Origin of the sequence: Pseudomonas sp. NPDC099000 (genome assembly GCF_044759925.1) — a bacterium.
In the GTDB taxonomy this organism is placed as follows: Bacteria; Pseudomonadota; Gammaproteobacteria; order Pseudomonadales; family Pseudomonadaceae; genus Aquipseudomonas.
This window is the reverse complement of sequence record NZ_JBIWAF010000001.1, coordinates 192063-215719: the sequence shown is the minus strand read 5'-3', so window position 1 is coordinate 215719 and position 23657 is coordinate 192063. Positions and strand designations below refer to the sequence as shown.

Sequence of the window (23657 nt, the reverse complement as noted above, 5' to 3'; positions counted from 1 at the left end):
GTCCAGCAGCAATTGTTCCAGTGATCTAATACTGACCAGCCAAACAATTCTTTTGCTGGGTCGAAACTGGCTTCAGGTTGTCGCACACCTCCCTCTCTGCCCTCTGCAAAACCGACTGTGAATTCGAGTATAAAAACAATCCATCCACCAATAATGGTTCTAACCGATGACTCGGGGTGAGGCTACATTACGCCGCCCCCACCACCGATTAACCGTCATATTATCAGTGGGCCTGCCATACTATCGCTAAACATTTTTATTCTTCCATCTTGAGAAATTTTTATAGCCAATCCATTTTCCGCCAATAAAGCAGCCACTGTCTCCCCCGTACCTTTGACGCCTTTAACAGGTTTCTTTGAAATATCAATGAAGGAACCATATGAAACAAGATCGCCTTGTTTTGTAAAAACTGTAGCACCATCACTGGAAAGAATGCGCAGCAAAGTTTGGGTGTGCTTTTCATTCATTATAGACAACGGCTTCATCGTAAAACCATTCTCAGACAACAACAACGAATTAACAGCATCCGAGTCAAAAGGAATCCAAATAATTGAACTTAAGCGTCGCCGAGAAAGATATAGAATAAAGTATAAAAGACTCTGAACAAAAGGCTCATCCACGCCCAACGTAACACGGATTACTTCTGCAATTTTATTCAAGTCACGAACACGCCACCCGTTTTCTTTATAGTTAAATTCCACACCTTCAGATCCGACAATCGAAAACTCTGATTGACTTGTAACTCTGAACAATACATCACCACCCTTGATAGTTTTGCTTAGAGTGTAATCATCAACAAAAGAACCAAGCGATTGACGAGAGGAATCAACCACAAACAAATTTGAAACTTTCAAAGTTTGATCCGCAACGAAAAAAGATGTCTGCCCGTCGGCCAAATACCAAAATCTCTTATCGAGCTGATTAATTGGCGACAACGCTCTCCCGCTTACCAATTGATAAAGATCGCCCTGACGCTCTTGATCACTCTTCTTCGAAAACGCATGTATGGACCGTGTAAGCACTAACCCCGTAGTAAACCCTCTACCTTCAAATTGCGTCGTTGATAGTTGGCCAAACAATCGAATAAGGTATTGAATGTACCTGTAGTCAAAGCTCCCTTTGCCAAAATGCTTAGCAATAGCAAGTTCAACCAAATCATCCCCAAACTGCTGCGGTCTAACAATTAATTTCTTTATTGTTGCACTACTTAATGTTAACGCCAAAGCAGCTTCAAAATTATTAAGCAGCTTTTCCAAACCGGAAAAATATGCGCCTGACAAAATCAGCGAAAACGAAGCTTTTACCTCCTCCCCCTGAAGAATTCGCCCGAGTAAAACTACAGTCTTCCCGTCATCTACTACATAAACACCACGATTAACATTGTCTAGAATGTCTATACCATGGTGCATTTTTACACCAACAATCGGACGCGAGTCGAATCTAACTAAGCAGCCAAAAAAACGGCGCACAGCGCCTAACAGATAGGGAAGCGCGTGCTTTTCATATTTTTTGTAGTCTAAATAATCTGCGAAATCTATCATCGTGTTTTCGAGTAATCCAATTTAAGAGTTATAGTAGCTAGTCAAACAACCAATGGTTTAAGATAAGGAGTCAAAACACACGTAACCCCTAACATATCCAAAATAAACAAGATTTGAAACGCAATGAATGAGACCGGCACAATATATGGTATAGCGTAAATAGTGACTGCACGAATCCGTTGATAAACTCTAGAGACACCAGTTATATGGTAATCATCCTTCATTTCAAGCGAGGCGAGTGAAAAATCAACCCGTGTATGATTTTCAGAATCAGTAGATATGAGATTATATCGATCATGGAACTTGTCGAGTGGAATGCTTATACCACTTAATTTTGACTGCTTCATCTCCGTCCTGAGTTCCCTTATCAATTCTTTTATCTTGTCTCCACATTCATTTAAAGTTTGAGAGCGAACTTCATATCTAGCAGTAGAGTTTATGACCGAATAAACCAAAACTGCAACTGCGAGAAAAATCTGCAGCATATTCAAAACCTTGGAACTGAATGCAATACTCACATCTGAGTTCTGCACCAAGGGTATAAAAATCAGGCCTAGCGATAGCATTGTAGTAGTAAAAAACGAAAAATTACTCTGCCTTTTTAAGCGCACAGAAGCATTGAATCTGCATCTAGCAGTCACGCGCATGCTATTCAGAAGCTTCTCCGCAGGATCATCTATATTTTTTTCTATAGGCCCTAAGCTAAAAAGCCATGAAAAGATAGTACCGACCGCCCCCCAAACTCTTTTTAAACACATGAAGATCTTCTTTAGTAGATTAATAGATTTTAAATGAATCATTTGGCATGAAACGCTCACTCCACTCTTAGCAAAGATAACACAGTCGCAGTTACTATTCATATCAAAAAGCCATTAGCCAAAGCAACGTGCCTTATAGGTCAAAATTTTCAGAGGCTGCGGAACCCAGTTGGTAAAACTGGAGAACATATCACTTTCCTGAGGGCATAAAAAACCACGCAGTTCATTAACCTAAGCGTCTAAGAGTGGAGGCCGAGGTCAGAAGCGAACCGGCGAAGGTGAATTTGCAATCCATTGAGCGGACGTAGTTACCCCGACACTTGCCGGGCTCGAGCGGCAGCAATGTTAGCTGCCCGCCACCGCAGGTAGTGATCGGCCATAGGCAGCTAATCAGACGTGCCAGGAAACCAAGTTCAACTCCATAAAAAAAACGCGATTCAACCATTCGAAATGGATTTACTTATTCCCGTAACTTTAGGCAGCGCGAGCCCGCTCGAACGCTGCCTCACGCTGCTCGTCAGCTACTAAGAAAAGAAATCAGGCGTTAACTGATCCTAGATTTTACTTCCTCTGTGACGACGGGCGAACCGCTCGCCACAGAGTTTTTGTATTACTCCTTCACCTCAACCTTATCCAACGCCTGATTCACCGCCAATTCCCCCAACATCACCACCTGCGTAATCCCCAGCAGCGTCTTGCGGTGCGAGTTATCCAGCAACGCCGCAAAATTGCTGAGCATGGTCGTGGCCGAGCCCAGTGATTCGCTGGCGTTGGCCAGCAGGGATTCGGTGTCGTACTTGGGGTTGGCGAGGAACATGGGTTCGGGTTCGTGGGTGCTGGCCATGATGTTTGCACCTGGATTGAGGTAGTGGTCGAGGGCGCGTTCGGCGGCTTCGTGGAGTTTTTTGGAATCGAGGGATTCGTAGGGGATGCCGGATTGGTGTCTGGTGGGTTTGGTGTTGGTTTGATCATAGTAAAACTCCGATGCTACTTAAAAAGGAGCCATCGCCCTCTCGCTACCAAACGGAGGGTGGCGGCCATACGGAGGTTGGTAGACCGGGCATCGGAACCGGCGCTCCCGAAGGAGCCCTACGCATGGCCACCATAAAATCGCAGTCCTGAGAAAGGACCACCGAAGGTGACGCTATGCGTCGATGCTGTGGGTCTACCAAACCCATCGCTGTTTTTCAGCGACGGGACCACGATAGAACCCACGCCCTAGACGCACAAGCCGGCGGATTCTGGCGTACGCGTAGGTAATGACGCAAGGCGTTGTAGCCGTTGGGACGTAACACTGAGTGTCTTTAAACGTGAGCCTTGAAACCTGTTTAAGTGCATCAACAATCGAGCAAAACATCCATGCCTGAATATGGGGTGTCAGGTCTGGCGTCATCGCGGGCAAGCCCGCTCCCACAGGGCTTGTGGCGAATTCGACGTCGTGGGTGCATCGGGTTCGGGTTTATCGCTGGCGCTGGTTGATGGGATTACTGGATCGGCCCGGCAGCATCCGCGTCAGGGTGTTATCCCGCACCCAATAGTGATGAAACAACCCCGCCGCTGCGTGCAGGCCAATCAGCCAGTAACCCGCGCCGCCGAGCAGTTCGTGCCAGTACTTGAATTGCTTGGCCAAATCCGGATCCATCGCCACCGGCGAGGGCAGGTAGAACTCGAAATAGGGCATCGGTTTGCCGCCGGCCGAGAGCATCAGCCAGGCCAATAACGGCGTGGCGATCATCAATACGTACAACGCCAGGTGCATCAGGTGCGAAACGCCGGTCTGCCATTTGGGCAGTGCCGGGGCAATCGGTGGCCGAGGCGTCAGGCGGCCGAGCAAGCGCACCCACACCAGGGCGAAGATGCTTAAGCCGAAGAGGCCGTGCAGCCCGAGAAACATGGCTCTCAACGGTTGGCCCTTGGGCAGCAGGCCTTTGATTTCGATGCAGGCGTACACGCCCACAAACAACGCCAGCATCAGCCAGTGCAAGGTGATTGAGAGTTTTCCGTAGCGTTGTACTGCTGAGTCGCGGGTCATAACGGGCCTCTTGAATGTCATTGCCGGCTGCCGAGTCATTCATGCGGCCGGGGTCCGGTGTGTCACCGCACCGACGGGCCACACCCTGCCCGCCGAGTCTTAAGGCAATCTGAAGACAGCGGCTTATGGTCTTTTTGCCACCTTCAGACTCCGTTAAGAAATGCCTCGGATACTCCTCCCACACTTACCCGGGAGGCGTCTTCCAATGCCTGACTTTGAATGGAATATTCCTCTACCCCTGCGCTTCGGCCAGGCCGAGACCCCGCCGATGAACCTGGCCAGAGCGTTGCCGGACGACGTCGAGCGGCCTGTCTTCGAAGCCTTTATCCAGCAACGTTTTCGTAAGGCTCACGGCGCCGATATCCGTCATTTCAGAGCGGGCGCATCACGCTGGTCAACCGCCCGGAAGGCGGCTTGCGCGCGACGCTGTCCATTCCCGACATCCAGCCGCGAGACCCGCTACAGCGCACCACGCGCGAGTGGCCGCCGAATGCTTGAGGATCTCCGGCAGGGGCTTGCGGTGTGAGTTCTCCAGCAATCCTCGGCTGAATGCGGTGTGGCAGATCGGTCGCCATCGCGAGCAAGCTCGCTCCCACAAGGTTCTGCGTCGACCACAACACTCAAAACCAACACCGCCCCCCTGTAGGAGCGAGCCTGCTCGCGATAGCGGTGGCACATCCAGCCTTGAAGTCATTGCCATGCCACTTTGCAAGCCGTTTACAGTTCCCTCACTTTTTAACGCTCGCCGAATAATGCGCCACCAACGCATTGGCATGCCCATGCCCCATCCGGTGCTCATCCTTCAGCCAAGCCACCATTTCCATATGCTTCTTGCCGCTCACTGTCCCGAGCAGATCCAGCCAATGGCTAATGGGCTGCCCATACTTTTTCTCGATAGACGGGAAGTACGACGCCGGGCCTTTCACTTTTGTCTCTTCGCTCATGCTGCAAGCTCCCTTTTTCACGACGGAGTGTCGGTGGACGCTCCTTGTCTTCACCCAACGATTGAAGGCCAGGATGGCTGCGCAGTCCAGTCGGAACACATCTGTGTAGGAGCGAGCGGTGCGGCGATCCGACTTGCCCGCGAAGAACGAATACGCGGTGTGTCAGGCCTGTCGCCTTCGCGAGCAAGCTTCGCTCCTACTGGGGAACTGGGCCTCGCAGCAAGTCCTGCTCGCGCTCACACAACTCCACCACGTAATCCCACATCACCCGCAATCTCACCGACTTGTGCAGCTCCCGACGCGTGCTGATCCAGTAGCTGCGCTCAATGCTCTCATCCGCAAACAGCGGCACCAGCTCCGGATCGGCGCTGGCCATGTAGCACGGCAGCACCGCGATCCCCAACCCCGAACGCGCCGCCTGTTGCTGGGCGATGACGCTGGTGCTGTGGAAGACCACTTGGGGATTGCGGCAGAAGCTGTTGAGGAACATCAGTTCCTGGCTGAACAGCAGGTCGTCGACGTAGCCGATCCACGCGTGGCGGCCGAGGTCTTCGCGGCTGTGCAGCGGGGGTGCCTTGTCGAGGTAGGCCTGGCTGGCGTAGAGCGCCAGGCGATAGTCGGTGAGTTTGCGCGTGACCAGCATGTCGGCGGCCGGGCGTTCGAGGTGGATGCTGATCTCGGCTTCGCGGTTGAGGATGCTGACGAAGCGCGGCACCGCCACCAGTTCCACTTCCAGTCCGGGGTAGCGTTCGAACAGCCCGTTCATGCGGCTGGCGAGGAACATGATGCCCAACCCTTCGGTCACGCCAACGCGGATCTTGCCCAGTGGTGCGGTGGACTGGGTGATTTCTTCCTGGGCCAGCAACGCGACATTTTCCATGGCTTCGGCGTGTTTGAGCAGTGCTTCGCCGGCCGGGGTCAGTTCGTAGCCCTGAGCATGTTGGACAAACAGCGCAGTGCCGAGGCTCTTTTCGATGGCCTCGATGTGCCGGGCGACGGTGGCGTGGGTGGTGTTCAAACGGCGGGCGGCGGTGAGCAAACGCCCGCTGCGCTGCAATTCGAGAAAAAACCGCAGGTCATTCCAGTCGAACATAAGTCGTCCTTGGTTCTACGCTGTGTGAGGCGCTGTCTGAAAACGCACAGCGGCTGCGCAAAAACTAACATTCTTTTGACGAAAGCTAACAACTAGGATGACCGACAACAAGAACAACAATACGAGGTCAGGGATGCAGACTTCCCTTGATGAATTCGACTACATCGTGGTCGGCGCGGGGCCGGCCGGTTGTTTGCTGGCCAATCGGCTGTCGGCCGACGCGCAACACCGCGTCTTGCTGCTCGAAGCCGGCGGCCGCGATAACTATGCGTGGATTCACATCCCCGTGGGTTACCTGTTCTGCATCGGCAACCCGCGCACCGACTGGTGCTTCAAGACCGAAGCGCAACCCGGCCTGCAAGGTCGTGCCCTGAGTTACCCGCGCGGCAAAGTGCTGGGTGGCTGTTCCTCGATCAACGGCATGATCTACATGCGGGGCCAGGCCGGCGACTATGACGGCTGGGCCGCTGACGGCAATCCGGGCTGGCGCTGGAACGACGTGTTGCCGCTGTTCAAGAAAAGCGAAAACCATTTTGCCGGCGACTCGGAATTTCACGGCGCCAGCGGCGACTGGCGGGTCGAGCGTCAGCGGCTGTCGTGGCCGATTCTGGATGCGTTCCGCAGCGCCGCCGAACAAAGCGGCATTGCCAGCATCGATGACTTCAACCAGGGCGATAACGAAGGCTGCGGCTATTTTCAGGTCAATCAGAAAGGCGGAATTCGCTGGAACGCGGCCAAGGCGTTTCTCAAACCGATCCGCCATCGCGCCAATCTCACCGTGCTGACCGACGTCGAAGTGGACCGTGTGCTGCTGGAAAACGGCCGTGCCTCAGCGGTCAGCACCCGTTACCAAGGCCAGCCGAAAACCTTCAAGGCGCGCAAGGAAATCGTGTTGTGCGCCGGCGCCGTCGGCTCACCGAGCATTCTGCAACGCTCCGGTATCGGCCCTCGCCCGCTGCTTGAAAAACTGGGGATCGGCGTGGCCCACGAGCTGCCCGGCGTTGGCGGCAATCTGCAGGATCACCTGCAACTGCGGCTGATCTACAAACTGGAAAATGCGCGCACCCTGAACCAGATCGCCGGCAGCGTGTGGGGCAAGATGGGCATGGGCCTGCGTTATCTGTACGACCGCAGTGGCCCGCTGTCGATGGCGCCGAGTCAGCTCGGAGCGTTTGCCCGCTCGGGGCCGGAACAGACCTCGGCCAATCTTGAATACCACGTGCAGCCGCTGTCGCTGGAACGCTTCGGTGAACCGCTGCACGCCTTCCCTGCTTTTACCGCGTCAGTGTGCGACCTCAGGCCGCAAAGCCGTGGACGGGTGGAGATTCGTTCCGCTGATCCGCAGGAAGCGCCGCTGATTCAGCCCAATTATTTGAGTCATCCAGAGGATCTGCGGGTCGCCGCCGATGCCATTCGCCTGACCCGACGCATCGTCGCCGCCCCGGCCCTGCAAGCGTTCAAACCGGTGGAGTACCTGCCCGGTGACAGCTTGCAGACTGAAGAAGAACTGCACGAAGCCGCTGCGCGGATTGGCACGACGATTTTCCATCCGGTGGGCACCTGCCGCATGGGCAACGATGTGGAGGCGGTGGTCGATGCCGAGTTGCGCGTTCACGGGATTCCCGGATTGCGCGTTGCTGATGCCTCGATCATGCCGCGCATCACCTCGGGCAATACCTGTTCGCCTACGCTGATGATTGCCGAAAAGGCTGCGCAATTGATCCTCAACCCCGGCGCAGGGAGCCTTACCCCAGAGAAGGAACTGCTAACTAACGCCTGAATCACACCCGTAGGAGCGAGGCTTGCCCGCGAAGAACGATGACGCGGTGTATCAGGTCTGACGCCTTCGCGAGCAAGCTTCGCTCCTACAAAGATTGATATTCACCCGCTTTATGGATACGCGGCGCCAGCCCACAAGACCGGCGCCGACAGTGGAACAACAAAAACAATCACTGTGAGGGATACCGATATGTCAGAACATGTTCAGCCCCTGGATGCCACGCTCAGCGTCGACACCAGCCCCGACACCCGCAAAGTCATTTTCGCGTCGTCACTCGGGACAGTGTTCGAGTGGTACGACTTTTTCCTCTATGGCGCCCTCGCGGCGGTGATCAGCAAGCAGTTTTTCGCCGGGGTCAACGACACCACGGCGTTCATCTTTGCGTTGATGGCCTTCGCTGCCGGTTTCATCGTGAGGCCCTTCGGCGCCTTGGTGTTCGGCCGGTTGGGGGACATGATCGGGCGTAAATACACGTTCCTCGCGACCATCGTCCTCATGGGCCTGGCGACCTTCTGCGTCGGGCTGTTGCCGACTTATGCGAGCATCGGCATCGCCGCGCCGATCATCCTCGTGGTGCTGCGCATGCTTCAGGGCCTGGCCCTGGGCGGTGAGTACGGCGGTGCTGCGACGTATGTCGCCGAACACGCGCCGATGGGTAAGCGCGGTTTCCACACCAGCTGGATTCAGTCCACCGCGACCCTCGGCCTGTTGCTGTCGCTGCTGGTGGTGCTCGGCTGCCGTTATTTCACCGGCGACCAGTTTGAAGTCTGGGGCTGGCGCATTCCGTTTCTGTTTTCCATCGTGCTGCTGGGCATCTCGACCTGGATTCGCTTGAGCCTGCACGAGTCGCCGGCCTTCGTGAAAATGAAAGAGGAAGGCAAACTCTGCAAGTCGCCGCTGCGCGATTCCTTCGGTAAATGGGAAAACCTCAAAGTGGTGCTGATCGCCCTGTTCAGCATCAACGCCGGGCAAGCCGTGACCTTCTATGCGGCGCAGTTCTACGTGCTGTTTTTCCTCACCCAGTTCCTGAAAATGGACCCGGCCCTGGCCAACAGTCTGCTGATTGTCAGCGTGATTATCGGCGCGCCGTTCTTCATCTTTTTTGGCTGGCTGTCGGACAAGGTCGGGCGCAAACCGGTGCTGATGATCGGCCTGCTGCTGGCCACCGCGCTGTACTTCCCGATCTTCAAATCCATCGCCCATTACGCCAACCCGGCCATCGACCAGGCCAGCCATCAGGCCCCGATCACCGTGCTGGCCGACCCGGCCACCTGCACCTTCCAGTTCGACCCGGTGGGCAAGGCGAAATTTGACAGTCCGTGCGACAAGGTCAAAACCTTCCTGGTGAAACAGGGTCTGCCCTACACCAGCCAAGCGGCACCGGCCGGTAGCGGCGTGCAGGTCAGCGTCGGTGACGTGAAACTGGATGGCTTCGACGAAGCGGCCCTGCGTGGTGCGGTGACATTGGCGGGGTATCCGTCGCAAGCCGATACGCAACAGGTCAACAAGGCCATGATCGTGGCGCTGATGGTGGTGCTGATCATTATTTCCGCCATGTGCTACGGCCCGCTGGCGGCGCTGATGGTCGAATTGTTCCCGACCCGCATCCGCTACACCTCGATGTCCCTGCCGTACCACATCGGCAATGGCTGGTTTGGCGGGTTCCTGCCGACGGTGTCGTTTGCGTTGGTGGTGTATACCGGGGATATCTTCTATGGGCTGTGGTACCCGGTGGTGATTACCGCGGTGAGCCTGGTGGTGGGGATGATCTTCCTGCGTGAGACGAAAAACGTGGATCTGGATACCAACTGATAGCGACCGCGAAATAACGCCCCGCGCTGCGGTGATACTGTTCACTCAAGCCCGGGGCGACACATTTGTGGCGAGGGGGCTTTTGTGGCGAGGGGATTTATCCCCGTTCGGCTGCGAAGCAGTCGTAAATCCAGACAACTCATTCAGTATGAAAGAACGCTGGGGCCGCTTCGCAGCCCAACGGGGATAAATCCCCTCGCCACAGGTAAGCTAAACGATCTTTACAGCCCCGACACTCACCAGACCGAGGCCCCATGATCATTTCATCCGCATCCGACTACCGCGAGGCAGCACGCCGCAAACTTCCGCGTTTTCTGTTCGATTACATCGATGGCGGGGCGTATGCCGAGCATACGCTGCGGGCCAACAGCGCCGATCTGGCGGGCATCAGCTTGCGTCAGCGCATTCTGAAAAACGTCGAAACCCTGAGCCTGGAAACCACCCTCTTCGATCAGCCCCTTTCAATGCCCATCATATTGGCGCCGGTCGGCCTGACGGGCATGTTCGCCCGCCGGGGTGAAGTGCAGGCGGTCAGAGCGGCGCAGAACAAAGGCATCCCGCTGTGCCTTTCAACGGTGTCGGTGTGTTCGATCGAGGAAGTCGCGGCGCAGAGCCAGCAATCCATCTGGTTTCAGCTGTACGTGTTGAAAGACCGGGGCTTCATGAAAAACGCCCTGGAGCGGGCGAAAGCCGCCGGGGTGAAAAACCTGGTGTTTACCGTCGACATGCCTACCCCGGGCGCCCGCTACAGGGATGCGCATTCGGGCATGTCCGGGCCTTTTGCATCGTCGCGACGAATGCTTCAGGCCATCACCCGACCCGACTGGGCGTTCAACGTCGGCGTCATGGGCCGCCCGCACGACCTGGGCAACATCTCGAAGTACCTGGGCAAAGCCGTCACGCTCGAAGACTACATGGGCTGGCTGGCCAATAATTTCGACCCTTCGATCAGCTGGAGCGATCTGGAGTGGATTCGTGATTTCTGGAAAGGCCCGATGATCATCAAAGGCATCCTCGACCCGCAGGACGCCAGGGACGCGGTGAGCTTTGGCGCGGATGGCATTGTGGTGTCGAACCACGGCGGGCGACAGCTCGACGGCGTCCTCTCCACCGCCCTGGCATTGCCGCCGATCATGCAAGCGGTGGGCAATGACCTGACGGTGCTGGTCGACTCGGGCATCCGCTCGGGGCTGGATGTCGTGCGGATGCTGGCCATGGGCGCCAAAGGCGTATTGCTGGGGCGCTCCATGGCCTACGCGCTGGCGGCCGATGGTCAACGCGGGGTGGAGAACATGCTGGATATTTTCGCCAAGGAAATGCGCGTGGCCATGACGCTGACGGGGGTGACTTCGATTGGGCAGATTGATGAGTCTACGTTAGTCGAAGCGGTACGAATGGGCTAAACACTGACGCTGAAAACGCCCCATCTTCTGTAGGAGCTGTCGAGTGAAACGAGGCTGCGATCTTTTGATCCTGTTTTTAAAGAAGCAAAGTCAAAAGATCGCAGCCTCGTTTCACTCGACAGCTCCTACAGGGGGCCGCCGTGGCATTTTCGCGAGCCTCACTCAACGTCTTTGAGCAGCTCAAACTTGACTTGATCGGGATAGAACGCCACATACCCGCGAATCTGTTCGACCGACACCTTGGGGTCTTCATAGCGCCACACCGCGTTGGCGCCCTCATGCCCCGGGATCTGCAAACTGTAATATGTGGCGTCGCCCTTGTACGGGCAATAGGTCGTGTGGTCGGTGCGAGCGAAATACTTTTCGTCGATGTCCTCCCAGGGCACGTAATACACCGGAGGATAATTGGCCTCCAGCAGCACCAGTGCACGCGAGGAGGCGGCCACCTGAATACCATGAAACTTCACCAGCAGGCTGCCCGGCTGCTCGGCGATGGTGATGACAGGACTGGGACCGGTGCTCATGGAATGCATTCCTCATGACGGTGATGGACCTGTGGGGCAAGATTTACGCCCCGCTCATGTAGCGAGGGAGCTTGCTCCCTCTCAGCTGCGCAGCGGCCTCAGAATCTGAGACTGCGAAGTTTCAGGTATAACCCAAAATTCGTCGGCACGACGGCCTCGCAGCCGAACGGACCTTTTTGACTGCCGCAAACAAACGCAACAGCTTTGCTGTACATCCATACAGATAATGATTGATCCATTGCTCATCACCGGCCATTCTGTGCGCCTCTTGCACACTTGATGAACGATGGTGGTTATGCAGCTGTACCTCTGTGAAAAACCTTCCCAGGCCAAAGACATCGCGGCGGTACTCGGCGCCAAGCGTCGGGGCGACGGTTGCTGGCTGGGGACGGGCGTCACGGTGACCTGGTGCATTGGCCATCTGCTCGAAACCGCGCCGCCGGACGCCTACGACGCGCGCTACAAGCGTTGGGTGCTGGCAGATCTGCCGATCATTCCGGAAAAATGGAAGATGACGGTCAAACCGCGCACGGCCAGCCAATACAAGGCGGTCAAACGCCTGCTCAGCGAGGCGGATGAGCTGGTGATTGCCACCGACGCCGACCGTGAGGGCGAGATGATTGCCCGGGAGTTGGTCGAGCATTGCCGCTATCGTGGGCCGATCCGGCGACTGTGGCTGTCGGCGCTGGACGACGCGTCGATACGCAAGGCGCTGGCGGCGCTCAAACCGGGGGCCGAGACCTTCAGCCTTTATCATTCGGCGCTGGGACGTTCCCGGGCCGACTGGTTGATCGGGATGAACATGAGCCGCTTGTTTACGTTGCTGGGCCGTCAGTCCGGTTATCAGGGCGTGTTGCCGGTGGGCCGGGTGCAAACACCGACCTTGCGGCTGGTGGTGGATCGCGACCGCAGCATTGCCGATTTCGTGCCAGTCGCCTATTGGGCCATCGACGTGCAGCTGTTGCACGACGGCACGGCGTTCACCGCCCAGTGGCGCGCGGCATCCGACGTCTGTGACGATCAGGATCGCTGCCTGAATCAGGCGCTGGCCCAGCAAGCGGCTGCCGCCATCAGCAGCGCGGCGAGTGCCCGAGTGATCAAGCTGCGCACCGAGCGGATGCGTGAGGTTGCGCCGTTGCCGTTCGACCTGGGCACCTTGCAGGAAGTCTGTTCGAAGAAGCTCGGGCTCGGCGCCCAGGAAACCCTCGACATCGCGCAGGCGCTCTACGAAACCCACAAAGTCATCACCTACCCGCGCAGCGATTGCGGTTTCCTGCCGCTGAGCCAGCACAGCGAAGCCCCGGGCATTCTCGCCGCGCTCCGGCAGGCCGATCCGTCCCTGAACGCCTTGAACGATCACCTGGAGCCACAGCGCCGCTCACGCGCCTGGAACGACGCCAAGGTCACCGCTCACCACGGCATCATCCCGACGGCCGCGGCAAAGCATCTTGATCGACTGGTGGGCAAGCAACGTGCGGTCTACACCCTGATCCGCGCGCGTTATCTGGCGCAGTTCCTGCCCAACCATGAATACGACCGCACCCAGGCCGACTTTGACTGCGCCGGTGAAGCCTTGCGCGCCGTCGGCAAGCAAATCGTCGAACCCGGCTGGAAACGCGCCCTGCCCGAGGCGCTCGCCCCGGCCAAGGGTCGTGAGGCACCGGCGCCGCAAACGCTGCCGATGTTGGCCGAAGGGCGTGACTGCGCGATGGCCGACGTGAAGCTCAAGGATCTCTGGACGCAACCGCCAAAACCGTTCACCGAAGGCGACCTGATCAAAGCGATGAAGAACGTCGCCAAACTGGTGGAAGACCCGCTGCTCAAACAGAAGCTCAAGGACACCACCGGCATTGGTACCGAGGCGACACGCGCCTCGATCATCCAGGGCCTGCTCGACCGCGGTTACCTGGTCAAGAACGGCAAGGCCCTAGCCGCGACTCCGGCCGCCTTCAGCCTGATCGATGCGGTGCCGCGCGCCATCGCCGATCCCGGCACCACGGCCATCTGGGAACAGGCGCTGGACATGGTGCAAAGCGGTGAGATGAGCCTGGAGGAATTCGTCACCAAGCAGGCCGCGTGGATGAGCAAGCAGGTCGCCCGTTGCGCGGGCCTGAGCCTGACCATCAGTGGGCCGGCGAGCCCGGCCGGTCGTGGCGCCACCCCGTGGAAAAACAAACGAAAGTCCGCCAAGCGCAAGCCGTCGACAGGCGCCAAACGCACGGCGAAACCGGCCAACAACGCTTAAAGGCACTTCGAATGGACCGTGATGGTCTAGTGTTCTTCAAGCCCGGCGATGGCCCCATTTTCTGAAAAGGCATCGCAGCCACGTTTCACTCGACAGCTGCTACAGGAACCTTGTTTATGATTATCGTGCACCACCTGAACAACTCCCGCTCCCAACGGATTCTCTGGTTGCTGGAAGAACTGGCCATTCCCTATGAGCTGAAGCGCTATCAGCGTGACCCGAAAACCAATCTGGCCCCGCCGGAATTGAAAGCGATCAACGCCCTGGGCAAATCGCCGGTCATCGAAGATGGCGCGCAGAAACTGATCGAGTCCTCCGCGATCATCGACTACCTGATCCGTCGTCATGGCCAAGGGCGCCTGCAACCCGATCCGTCTACTTCCGCCTACGACGAATACGTCCAGTGGCTGCACTTCGCCGAAGGCTCGGCCATGCTGCCGCTGATGTTGAACCTGTACGTCGGGCGCCTGGGTGAAGCCGGTGCGCCGCTGCATCCTCGTATCAACTCCGAAGTCGCCAACTACCTTGGCTACCTCGATACGGCGTTGAGCCAGTCCGATTACCTGCTCGGTGACGCGTTCAGCGCTGCCGATATCCAGATGAGCTTTATCGGCGAGATTGCCCGGGCTCAGGGCAAGCTGGGCAACTACCCTCATGTAGCGGCCTGGGTTGAACGCTTCCAGGCACGTCCGGCTTACGCCGCGGCGTTGAAGACAGGTGGGACGTACGACTTCGCGCCCCACTGAGTGATCCCGAAAGGGCCACGGACGGCCCTTCGATCTGGAGGAGAACCCGGCATGCCCTCGATGGAACTGCACGCCGCACACCGCGACGACCTGGAAACGATTGAAAACCTGATGCAGTTCTATATGCACGACTTCAGCGAGTTTCTGCCGCTGAAACTCGGTGAGCACGGTTTCTTCAATATCCAGCCGAAACAGGATTACTGGCGTAACCCCGCAACCCGGCCGTTTCTGATCAAAGTGGATGGAGAGCTTGCTGGTTTCGTGACGGTGGACGACGACGTTCATATCGAGGGTGCCGAGCACAACATCGGCTACTTGTTTATCAGCCGGCGCTTTCGTGGCCAAGGTGTCGCGAAGTTTGTCGTTTCCACCCTCTTGAGCCGGTTCCCCGGTCAATGGCAGATTTTCCACATCGACGCGAACCCGCCTGCACGGCGATTCTGGGCCAAGGTGATGCCCGAGCTCGCGGGCGATGAATTCACCCTGCATCAACGGTCGGTAGACGGTTATCCCTGCACCTTCTATCGCTTCCAACACCTGCTGCCATCGTCCTGACCGGGGCGTTGCGGCGCTGCTTTTTAATTCCAAAGCGCTTTGTCCGACAATATGTAGTGACTGAAAATAATCACTACATAACGGTTGACGCCTCCGATTTGCCCTTGCATGATGCAGACATCTCCCCGATCGGGAGTACAGCAACATGTTTGAGCAAGCTCGTCTGACCGCCGAGCTGTTTTTCCCGGATACACGCTGCCCACAAGGCAGATTGAAGAAGCTGACCTGGCCCGAACGTCCAGTACAAAGACGAGAAGCGCTGGCGATCAATCCTCATGAAGCTTGTGGCCGACCCTCAAAAGTCGGCGGTGGCCTCCAGGTTTTCGCTGCTTCTCTTCGTTGTGACGCTATTGCGTAGCAGTTATTCAACACGACTACATGCAACAGACGCGAGACCCCGTCGAATTGACGGCCGACCGCTGACGTCCTGGTTTCGGTGCCAGGGATCAACTAACCGATGGGCTACCTGTATTAGCGAATCAACTTTGAAAGATCACCAAATTGGTCAAGGGGCATATTATGAATCTGAACAATCAACCTACTATCGATGAACTGGCTCATCTGTTCGCGGCGCAAAAAGACAGCCACGACAGCCACATTCTGTGGATCAGCAAATCGGGCCAGGTTCAAATCGACTGCCTGTCGCCGCACTCCCATGAAGCGGAGTTCGACCAGAACAACCAGAACCTGCTGGCCCGACTGAAAATGTACCGTCGCGGCCAGGGCTATGTCGGCAAGAAAGCCGCGGCAGACAAGGACTTCATCGGTAATGTTCTGCAAACGCTGAAACAGGCGTGGGCTTCGATGCAGAACAAGAACGAAGTTCGGGTGATTGACCGGTTCTACTGATATCCCCCACTGCTCATCAATAAAAAAGGCCCCGCTCGTCATATCGAGCGGGGCCTTTTTTTGTTTGTCTCGTGCGCCGCAAATGCAGCTATCGTTAAGCGTATTCGCTGCTGTGCCCTTGGAGACTTGCGATGAAAAATGCGCTGACATTTCTGTTGTTGCTGTCCACCGCAACGATTGCTCAAGCAAACAAGATCGAAGGTGTTCCCTCGTTCGATGTGGAATGCCCCGGGAAAATCATCGTTCACGCGGATCAGGACGGACCGGTGTTGATCAACAACGTAGAAGCCGAAACCAAAGCCATGATCAAAGAGCGCAGCTTCGAAGCCAAAGGTTCAGGCGTCACGCTCTCGATCGTCCTCGCCGATGACGACTCGGTGACTGTGAGCTCCACGGGCAAGACCTCCAATGGCGTCTGCCAATCACTGGACGACTGACTCCGTCGCCACCGCGCCCAACACCAGATTCATAAACGCCACCGACGCCGCGCTGTGATAGTTGTTCTTGCGCCGAAGCAAAGCCGCCCCGCGAGTAGGCGCCTCCCCCCGTAATGGAATTCTGCGCAGTGCCCGGTCCTGGGTGGCAATAGGCTCCGGAAGGATAGTGGCAATGGCCGTGTGCCGAATCACCTCCAGCAAGGTGCTCACCGAGTTGACCTCAATCACCACCTTCGGTGTGATCTGCTCCTGGGCAAAATATTCATTGATGCGGGTGCGGGTGACGAAGTCCGTCGCCAGCAGCGCAAAGTCCAACTGCGCCACCTCTTCAGCGGACAACGCGACCTGGCGTTCATATAACGGGTGATCCCGCCCTACCATCACCCCAAGGGTTTCGGTAAACGCCGGGATCGATTCGATGTCGGCATTTCTCACCTGGGTAAACGCGATGGCGATATCCAGCGAGTCATCCGCCAGCCCCGCCTCGATGTCATCCATCGACAACTCGAAAATCTGCAGGTGGATGTTGGGAAACCGTGCCACGTAATCGCGTACCAACGGCCCCACCAGATACGCCATGAACGTCGGCGTCATCGCCAGGCGCAAGGTGCCGCGCGACAAGTCCTTCACGTCATGCAGCGCCCGTTTGCCGGCTTCCAGTTCCACCAACACTCGACGAGCACATTCGATGTAGGCCTCGCCCGCATCGGTCGGCTTGACCGTGCGCGACGTTCGATCGAACAGGCTCACACCCAGGGTTTCTTCCAGCTGGCGGATCTGCTGGGACAGGGTCGGTTGTGAAACGTGCAGCGCCTCGGCGGCGCGGGTGAAGCCGCCGTGGTCGGCAACCGCCAGCAGATAACGCAGATGTCTCAGCAGCATGGGAACACCATCTATAGGCCGGGCTTATGCGCAGCATTGTATATGGGTCTTGGACGCTATGGATCAATCGGCAGAAGATTGCTTCACACCCAAGCAACCCAACGCCTACAGGAGAAACACCATGCAACAATCCCACGCCTACAACGATCCAAGCCTGGCCCTGACCACCTCGATCCTCGATGCGAAGGCCCGGAAAAATCTGTCCTGGCAGGACCTGACCGACGGCACCGGCCTGGGTATTGCCTACGTCACCGCCGCCCTGCTCGGCCAGCACCCGCTGCCGGAATCCGCCGCCAAAGTGATTGGCGAAAAACTGGACCTGGACGCCGACGCCGTGGCCCGCCTGCAAATCATCCCGCTGCGCGGCAGCCTCTCGGGCGTACCGACCGACCCGACCATCTACCGTTTCTACGAAATGATCCAGATCTACGGCACCACGTTGAAAGCCCTGGTTCATGAGCAATTTGGCGACGGCATCATCAGCGCAATCAACTTCAAGCTCGACATGAAGAAAGTCGAAGATCCGGAAGGCGGCCACCGCGCCGTGATCACCCTCGATGGCAAGTTCCTGCCACTGCGCCCGTTCTAATCACACATCTCCCTGTAGCAGCTGTCCTGTGGCGAGGGGGCTTGCCCCCGTTCGGCTGCGAAGCAGTCGTGAAACCTGCAAGCACGGTGTCTCTGAAGGAGTGCTGGGGCGGCTACGCCACCCAACGGGGGCAAGCCCCCTCGCCACAGGACAGCTGCTACAGGCATCTGAATAACTTATGAGGACGTCACCATGAAAGCGCTCATCGAAGGTTTCTTGAAGTTCCAGAACGAAGCGTTCCCGCAACGCACCGATCTGTTCAAACACCTGGCCACCACCCAGCATCCCGGCACGCTGTTCATCACCTGCTCTGACAGTCGCGTTGTGCCAGAACTGCTGACCCAGCAAGAACCCGGAGAACTGTTCGTGATCCGTAACGCCGGCAACATCGTGCCCTCTTACAGCCCGCACCCGGGCGGTGTCTCGGCCACCGTCGAATATGCGGTCGCGGTGCTGGGCGTGACGGACATTGTGATCTGCGGCCACTCGGATTGCGGCGCCATGACTGCCATCGCCAAGTGCAAATGCATGGATCACCTGCCGGCCGTCAGCGGCTGGTTGCAACACGCTGAATCCGCCAAGGTCATCAACGAATCCCGCCCTCACGCCGATGACGCGGCGAAGGTGAGTTCGATGGTTCGGGAGAACGTCATCGCGCAACTGGCTAACATCCAGACACACCCGAGCGTGCGCCTGGCCCAGGAAAAAGGGCAGTTGAACCTGCATGGCTGGGTCTACGACATCGAGACCGGTTCGGTCGACGCGCTGGAGGCCGGCAGCCGCCGCTTTGTGTCACTGGCCGAACACCCGACCACCTGCGCCGTGTATGGCAAAGCCGTCGAAGCCGCTTGATGGGTGGCCGGACTAAATCTCTAACACCAAGGGCTCATCACCCTTGGCCGGCACTGCGCAGCAAATCAGTACTTCCCCTGGCGCCGGCAGCTCGGCGGGCAGGTTCAGATAATGCACCTGCCCGCTGAGCAACCGGGTGCGGCACGTCCCGCACGAGCCGCCACGGCAGCTGAAATCCGGGTTCACGCCTCGGCTTTCAGCCAGTTCCAGCAAACTCCCGCCACCCGGCTCCCAACGTGCCTCCTTGGCCGAGCCTGAAAACACCACTTTCACCGGGCTGTCCGCTGCCGGCACCTGTGCCGGGGCCGGACTGAGTTGGTCGCGCAGACGGACCAACGTGGAAGGCCCGAACGTCTCTGCGTGAATGCGCTCGTCGCCGATGCGCAAGGCCCGCAAGCTGTCGTAAATCCCTTGGGTAAATGCACCGGGTCCGCACAGGTAGAAATCGTAATCGTCCAGCGGCAGCAACGCCTTGAGCAACTCGATATCGACCCGCCCCGCCACCTCGAAATCCTCACCTTCACGGGCATGATCCTCGGGTTGGCTGAGCAGGCGCAGCGCCCGCACCGAGTCCTTGGCACGGGTGGCCAGTTCGTATAACTCATCGCGAAACCCCAGCTCGGCGAGGCTGCGGGCACTTTGAATGAACCAGGTCGGTCGAGTGCGGCGGATGCGTTCGCCTTCGTAGATCACTTCGCGCAGCATCGACAACAATGGCGTCACGCCGACTCCGGCAGCCAGCAGCACCAGCGGCCGTCGCTCATCCGCTTTCACCGTGAACCGGCCCTGAGGCGCGCGGGCTTCAATGAGATCGCCCTCGCGGACACGTTCGTGCAGATGCGATGAAATCAACCCGTCACGCTTGACGCTGATACGGAAGAAACTGTCCGACGGTGCGCTCGACAGGCTGTACGTGCGCACCAAAGGCGCCTGCCCCTCAGCCAGGCAAAAGCGCACGGGCAAATGCTGCCCGGCCTCGAAGCGCGGCAAGCCCGCGTCGTCGGTTGGCTCCAGGTAAAACGAACGAATGCTGGTGCTTTCTTCAACGATGCGGGTCACCCGCAGCAACCGCCATTGATCGCGCAGGGCGTCGGCCTGCAAACGCCCTTCGGCCTGCTGCCAACTGCCGGTCATCAGGCTGTTGGGGGAGAATCCTTCGAATTGCCAACGTAGCGACAGTACGCCAGCGCGGCGCACGACGTGCTCCACGGTCATTCGCCAGAGCCGTTCGGCGCCCTGGAACGCCGCTATTTCCGGGCCTTCCAGGATGATCTCAGTGCGCCCCGCAATTTGCAGCACATCACCCGATTCGAAATCGACGAACAGCAGACCCACCCGTGGATTCAGCAGCAGATTGCCCAAGGTATTGAAGTGCAGGTTGCCGGCGAAATCGGGGATCGTCAGCACGTTGCCTTCTACCCGTACGAAGCCGGCATTACCGCCGCGGTGCGAGACATCCACCGAACGTTTTGTCGGGTCGCCATCAAGGTCTACGTAGCTGGTAAGGAAAAAGGTATCGGCGTTGCCGATGGTCGCCCGGGCGGCTTCGTCGAGCTCATCAAATCGCTCGACCTCCACCGCAGACGAAGCGCGGCCCACTGACCCGGGGTCGACGGCACGCAGTTGAATGTATTGCGGGCAATTGCCGAAGGCGTGTTCGACGGCCACGGCAAAACCGTCTTGGGTGGCGGCACTGATGCGGCCATTCATTCGGTTGCGCCGACGGGTTTTCAGATCGATACCGAGCAGCCCCACCGGAGCGCCGACCTTGAGCGTCGGCCTGACGGGATCGCCCTCGGCGGGCAGGTGTTCGAGTAACAACTGACGGGGATCCGGCGAATGCGCAAATCCGGGTGGCCCTTCGATCAGGGTCGCCCATGGCACGCCGTACTCATCGACGGCGCCCACCAGCAAATACGGCAGCTGCGCGTAAAACAATTGATGCTGCTCGGGCAGGTAATCGCGCACAACCTTGCGCCCGAACACCTCCATGCGTTCGGCCACACCGACGCTTTCCTGCAACTGCCGCTCGCCCGCGTGCCAGGGTGACGCGCCCTGCTCCTGCGACTGATTCATGACGACCTCTACGCCTTCGTAAACAGGTGTCTATCGCCCGCAAGCCTGTGCTGGCTTTTGTGGCTCAGACGTTCAAGCGTAGTTCGCCGTGTCGGCCTATGGCGGGTCGTCGGATGTACGGAGCAGATGAAGGGCGTACCGGATCAAGGCCCTTGAGGGGTTTCATACCACTGGCGAGACGGCGTCGGGAAACGCATTTTCTGCCGGATATGCGCAGCGTTCGCGGCGCTGCTCAGCTGTTCCAGCAGCAGGAAAGCGACTGCCGTTGCCGTGCCGGGGCCGCTAGAAGTGATGAGGCGGCCATCGACCACCCACGGGCCAGTCGACGAAACGGGCACCAGTTTCAAGCAGCTGGTTTTTACGCTTGCCACCCACCTGGTGACAGGTCGTGGCGTCTTTGCCTTTCAGCACCCCGGCAACGCCCAGGCACACCGACGATACGTACCCAAAAACCGCAATCCATTGTTGCTTGAGCTGAAATGCCTGCGCCGAGGCGCTCCCGGTTCACGGGAGCGCTGCGCTCACAAGGTCGCCCTGATCAGTGGTCGTCCTGATCTGACGATGATGGCCGACGCTCGGTGGTTTCTTCGGCGTTGGGCGGAACTGGATTACTGCCCGGCGTGAACACGTGGGTCAGCAAGTCCCGGGCATCGATTTCGACGACACCCGGGACCGTGCGGGCCAGTGCAACCACCTGTTCACACTGGCGGTGCGTGTTGACGCGACCGCTCAGCGAGACCGTGCCCGCATGGGTTTTGACATGGATATTCATGCCAAGGGCCGACTCGGCCCTGGTCAGGGCAGATTTAACCCTGGCGGTAATCCACGTGTCGTGCACGACCGTTTCCAGCTCGTGGGAGTAATTCCGAAAAGAATGAAGTTTCATGACGCAGCCCTCACTCAAGACACAGACGCAAACACACCTTAATTATAGTGCGATCGTTGCCTGTGCCAGGAATGCTCAGCGTTTGACCGACAGATCCGTCTGGGTCATGCGACTGCGAATGGTGAACACCCCGTCTCCCGAAAGAATGGCGCTGCGGGCAAACAGGCGACCGCTCTCCCAGTTCGAAAGCCCCAGTTCAGGCTTGTTCAGCGCATATTGGCCGTCGACCCAGCGGGTAATCCCGTTGCCCACAAACGGTGCGTTGACCGCGTTGTAGAAACGCTCATGCGCCGCCCCGTCTTCGCTGATCAGCGACACGGTAAATTGCGGGCTGTAGCGATTGAACAAGGCGATGGCGCTGTCCAGGTCGTCAACGATCTTGAGGCTGACTTCCGGGGTCTCTTCCCATTCCCACTCGCGGCCCAACTGATCCTCGGGCAACGGTTCGGCCAGCGCTTCGGTCTGGTAGCCTTCGGCGCGATACACCTCAACGCTGCCGGTCTGCCATTCAGTCGGCAACCACGGCTCGCTGCCCTCGACGATATGCAACTTGCAGCCCTGGCCCCGAGCGGTGCCGGCCTGCTTGAGCGCGTCGAGGAACAACGGCACCAGTTCAGCGGCGCGGTCGCGCTGGATCAGGCAGACATTCAGGGTGTTGCAGACCTTACGGTCCAAGGAATTGCGCACCACGGCGGCAAAGCGCTGGGCGTCAGCGTCTTGGTCGGCGATCAGCCAGGCGCCACCGGTGCCGTGCAGGCTGACGGCGGTGCCGGCCTGTTGGGCGATGCTGCCCAGTTGACTGACCGCGCGACCCGAACCTCGGGCTACGGCCAGGGACAAACGCCGATCGGCGAACATCGCCCATCCGGCGGCGTGATTGACGCTTTCCACCAAGGACACCGCGCCGGTCGGCAAACCGGCGTCGCTGAGGGCCGGGTTCAGCGCGTGAGTGACGATGGCCTGAGCGGTGCCCAACGCATCGCTGCCAATGCGTAGCACGGCGGTGTTGCCGGTGCGTAACACACCGGCGGCATCGGCGAACACATTCGGCCGGCCTTCGAACACAAACGCGACGATGCCCAGCGGCGACACCACTTGCTCGACTTTCCAGCCGTCGTGCTCGACGCAACTGATGACCTTGCCGCGAGTCGCCGACGCATCGCGCCAGGCGCGCAGCCCGGCGATCATGTCGCGACGCATGCGCTCATCGGCCAGCAGCCGTGTGGTGGATCGTCCACGGGCTTTGGCGCGTTCGATGTCAGCCAGGTTCGCAGCCTCGATCAACGCCCAGCAATCCAGGTTTTCCAGACGTTGGGCGAAGAGATCGAAGAACGCGCTGATCGCCTGATCGGAGACGCTGGACAGCGCAGTGAACGCCGCTTCCGCGCGCTCGATGGCGACGGCCGCCGCTTGCTGGTCAGCCACCGGAATCAGCAACAACTCGCCGCTGACCTGTTCCACCAACAGGTGGTCCCCGGGCTGAAAGCGCGCGGCCAGTTCGGGGCTGACGACAGTGACACGATTACCGGCAAAAGGGATCGGCGTGCCAGCGACTAGACGTTCGAGCGCAAGAGACATGAAGCGGTTTCACCATGCAGGGGGCGGCTGGAAAATGTATAGGAAAATCCACGGAGCGTCATTAACCGCGCCGGT

At 58.2% G+C, this 23657-nt stretch carries 19 protein-coding genes and 3 pseudogenes; 11 read left to right on the top strand and 11 right to left on the bottom strand.

Annotated elements, in window-relative coordinates:
• Positions 1 to 215: 215 nt before the first annotated feature.
• The 4 genes and pseudogenes from ACIQV9_RS01085 to ACIQV9_RS01070 form a co-directional block, all read right to left on the bottom strand.
• Positions 216 to 1541: a hypothetical protein gene (locus tag ACIQV9_RS01085; protein WP_403097038.1), complete on the bottom strand. Its 1326-nt coding sequence runs from the start codon at positions 1539 to 1541 to the stop codon at positions 216 to 218.
• 41 nt (positions 1542 to 1582) lie between these two features.
• Positions 1583 to 2299: an SLATT domain-containing protein gene (locus ACIQV9_RS01080; RefSeq protein ID WP_403097035.1), complete on the bottom strand. Its 717-nt coding sequence runs from the start codon at positions 2297 to 2299 to the stop codon at positions 1583 to 1585.
• Positions 2300 to 2909: 610 nt separating this feature from the next.
• Positions 2910 to 3271: pseudogene (locus ACIQV9_RS01075) on the bottom strand (DUF6124 family protein).
• A 487-nt stretch (positions 3272 to 3758) separates the two neighbouring features.
• Positions 3759 to 4331: a cytochrome b gene (locus ACIQV9_RS01070; RefSeq protein ID WP_403097032.1), complete on the bottom strand. Its 573-nt coding sequence runs from the start codon at positions 4329 to 4331 to the stop codon at positions 3759 to 3761.
• Positions 4332 to 4536: 205 nt separating this feature from the next.
• Here ACIQV9_RS01070 and ACIQV9_RS01065 point away from each other — a divergent pair.
• Positions 4537 to 4704 (top strand): annotated as a pseudogene (locus ACIQV9_RS01065) (thermostable hemolysin); the annotation flags it as partial.
• Between the two features lie 355 nt (positions 4705 to 5059).
• On the opposite strand, the gene ACIQV9_RS01060 reads toward ACIQV9_RS01065, so the two are convergent.
• Positions 5060 to 5275, bottom strand: a complete 216-nt coding sequence (locus ACIQV9_RS01060; RefSeq protein WP_403097030.1) for a DUF4287 domain-containing protein — start codon at positions 5273 to 5275, stop codon at positions 5060 to 5062.
• 196 nt (positions 5276 to 5471) lie between these two features.
• Positions 5472 to 6368 carry a LysR family transcriptional regulator gene (locus ACIQV9_RS01055; RefSeq protein WP_403097027.1) on the bottom strand — a complete coding sequence of 299 codons (897 nt, stop codon included), beginning with the start codon at positions 6366 to 6368 and terminating at the stop codon, positions 5472 to 5474.
• Positions 6369 to 6501: 133 nt separating this feature from the next.
• Here ACIQV9_RS01055 and ACIQV9_RS01050 point away from each other — a divergent pair.
• From ACIQV9_RS01050 to lldD, 3 genes and pseudogenes are all read left to right on the top strand, one after another.
• Positions 6502 to 8141 (top strand): annotated as a pseudogene (locus ACIQV9_RS01050) (GMC family oxidoreductase).
• A 196-nt stretch (positions 8142 to 8337) separates the two neighbouring features.
• A complete protein-coding gene (locus tag ACIQV9_RS01045; RefSeq protein WP_403097024.1) occupies positions 8338 to 9960 on the top strand; it encodes an MFS transporter in 1623 nt (540 codons plus the stop codon).
• A 254-nt stretch (positions 9961 to 10214) separates the two neighbouring features.
• A complete protein-coding gene (lldD, locus tag ACIQV9_RS01040) occupies positions 10215 to 11363 on the top strand; it encodes an FMN-dependent L-lactate dehydrogenase LldD (RefSeq protein ID WP_403097021.1) in 1149 nt (382 codons plus the stop codon).
• A gap of 158 nt (positions 11364 to 11521) precedes the next feature.
• Here the strand turns inward: lldD and ACIQV9_RS01035 are convergent, their stop codons facing one another.
• Complete coding sequence (locus tag ACIQV9_RS01035; protein ID WP_403097019.1) at positions 11522 to 11887, bottom strand: DUF427 domain-containing protein; 366 nt, start codon at positions 11885 to 11887, stop codon at positions 11522 to 11524.
• 295 nt (positions 11888 to 12182) lie between these two features.
• On the opposite strand from ACIQV9_RS01035, the gene ACIQV9_RS01030 reads away from it, so the two are divergent.
• The 5 genes from ACIQV9_RS01030 (at position 12183) to ACIQV9_RS01010 (ending at position 16719) form a co-directional block, all read left to right on the top strand.
• Positions 12183 to 14132: a DNA topoisomerase III gene (locus ACIQV9_RS01030; RefSeq protein ID WP_403097016.1), complete on the top strand. Its 1950-nt coding sequence runs from the start codon at positions 12183 to 12185 to the stop codon at positions 14130 to 14132.
• Positions 14133 to 14248: 116 nt separating this feature from the next.
• Entirely contained in the window at positions 14249 to 14878 is a 630-nt protein-coding gene (locus tag ACIQV9_RS01025; RefSeq protein ID WP_403097014.1) for a glutathione S-transferase family protein, read from the top strand.
• A gap of 51 nt (positions 14879 to 14929) precedes the next feature.
• Positions 14930 to 15433, top strand: coding sequence for a GNAT family N-acetyltransferase (locus tag ACIQV9_RS01020; RefSeq protein ID WP_403097012.1), 504 nt, complete (start codon positions 14930 to 14932; stop codon positions 15431 to 15433).
• Positions 15434 to 15952: 519 nt separating this feature from the next.
• Positions 15953 to 16282, top strand: a complete 330-nt coding sequence (locus tag ACIQV9_RS01015; RefSeq protein WP_403097009.1) for a hypothetical protein — start codon at positions 15953 to 15955, stop codon at positions 16280 to 16282.
• Between the two features lie 131 nt (positions 16283 to 16413).
• Positions 16414 to 16719 (top strand): hypothetical protein, encoded by a 306-nt coding sequence (locus tag ACIQV9_RS01010; protein WP_403097006.1) that lies wholly within the window; start codon positions 16414 to 16416, stop codon positions 16717 to 16719.
• Here ACIQV9_RS01010 and cynR read toward each other — a convergent pair.
• The gene (gene cynR / locus ACIQV9_RS01005; RefSeq protein WP_403097003.1) at positions 16705 to 17601 is read right to left on the bottom strand and encodes a transcriptional regulator CynR; all 897 of its coding nucleotides are present in this window, start codon (positions 17599 to 17601) and stop codon (positions 16705 to 16707) included. The genes ACIQV9_RS01010 and cynR overlap by 15 nt on opposite strands.
• Positions 17602 to 17722: 121 nt before the next feature.
• Here cynR and cynS point away from each other — a divergent pair, with 121 nt between their 5' ends.
• Positions 17723 to 18190, top strand: a complete 468-nt coding sequence (cynS, locus tag ACIQV9_RS01000) for a cyanase (RefSeq protein WP_403097001.1) — start codon at positions 17723 to 17725, stop codon at positions 18188 to 18190.
• A gap of 192 nt (positions 18191 to 18382) precedes the next feature.
• Complete coding sequence (locus ACIQV9_RS00995) at positions 18383 to 19042, top strand: carbonic anhydrase (protein WP_403096999.1); 660 nt, start codon at positions 18383 to 18385, stop codon at positions 19040 to 19042.
• Positions 19043 to 19054: 12 nt separating this feature from the next.
• On the opposite strand, the gene ACIQV9_RS00990 is transcribed toward ACIQV9_RS00995, so the two are convergent.
• From ACIQV9_RS00990 to ACIQV9_RS00980, 3 genes are all read right to left on the bottom strand, one after another.
• Complete coding sequence (locus ACIQV9_RS00990) at positions 19055 to 21118, bottom strand: pyridoxamine 5'-phosphate oxidase family protein (RefSeq protein ID WP_403096995.1); 2064 nt, start codon at positions 21116 to 21118, stop codon at positions 19055 to 19057.
• A 538-nt stretch (positions 21119 to 21656) separates the two neighbouring features.
• Complete coding sequence (locus ACIQV9_RS00985; RefSeq protein WP_403096992.1) at positions 21657 to 22004, bottom strand: BON domain-containing protein; 348 nt, start codon at positions 22002 to 22004, stop codon at positions 21657 to 21659.
• A gap of 75 nt (positions 22005 to 22079) precedes the next feature.
• On the bottom strand, positions 22080 to 23582 hold the full coding sequence (locus ACIQV9_RS00980) for an aldehyde dehydrogenase family protein (protein WP_403096989.1): 1503 nt from the start codon (positions 23580 to 23582) through the stop codon (positions 22080 to 22082).
• Positions 23583 to 23657 lie beyond the last annotated feature (75 nt).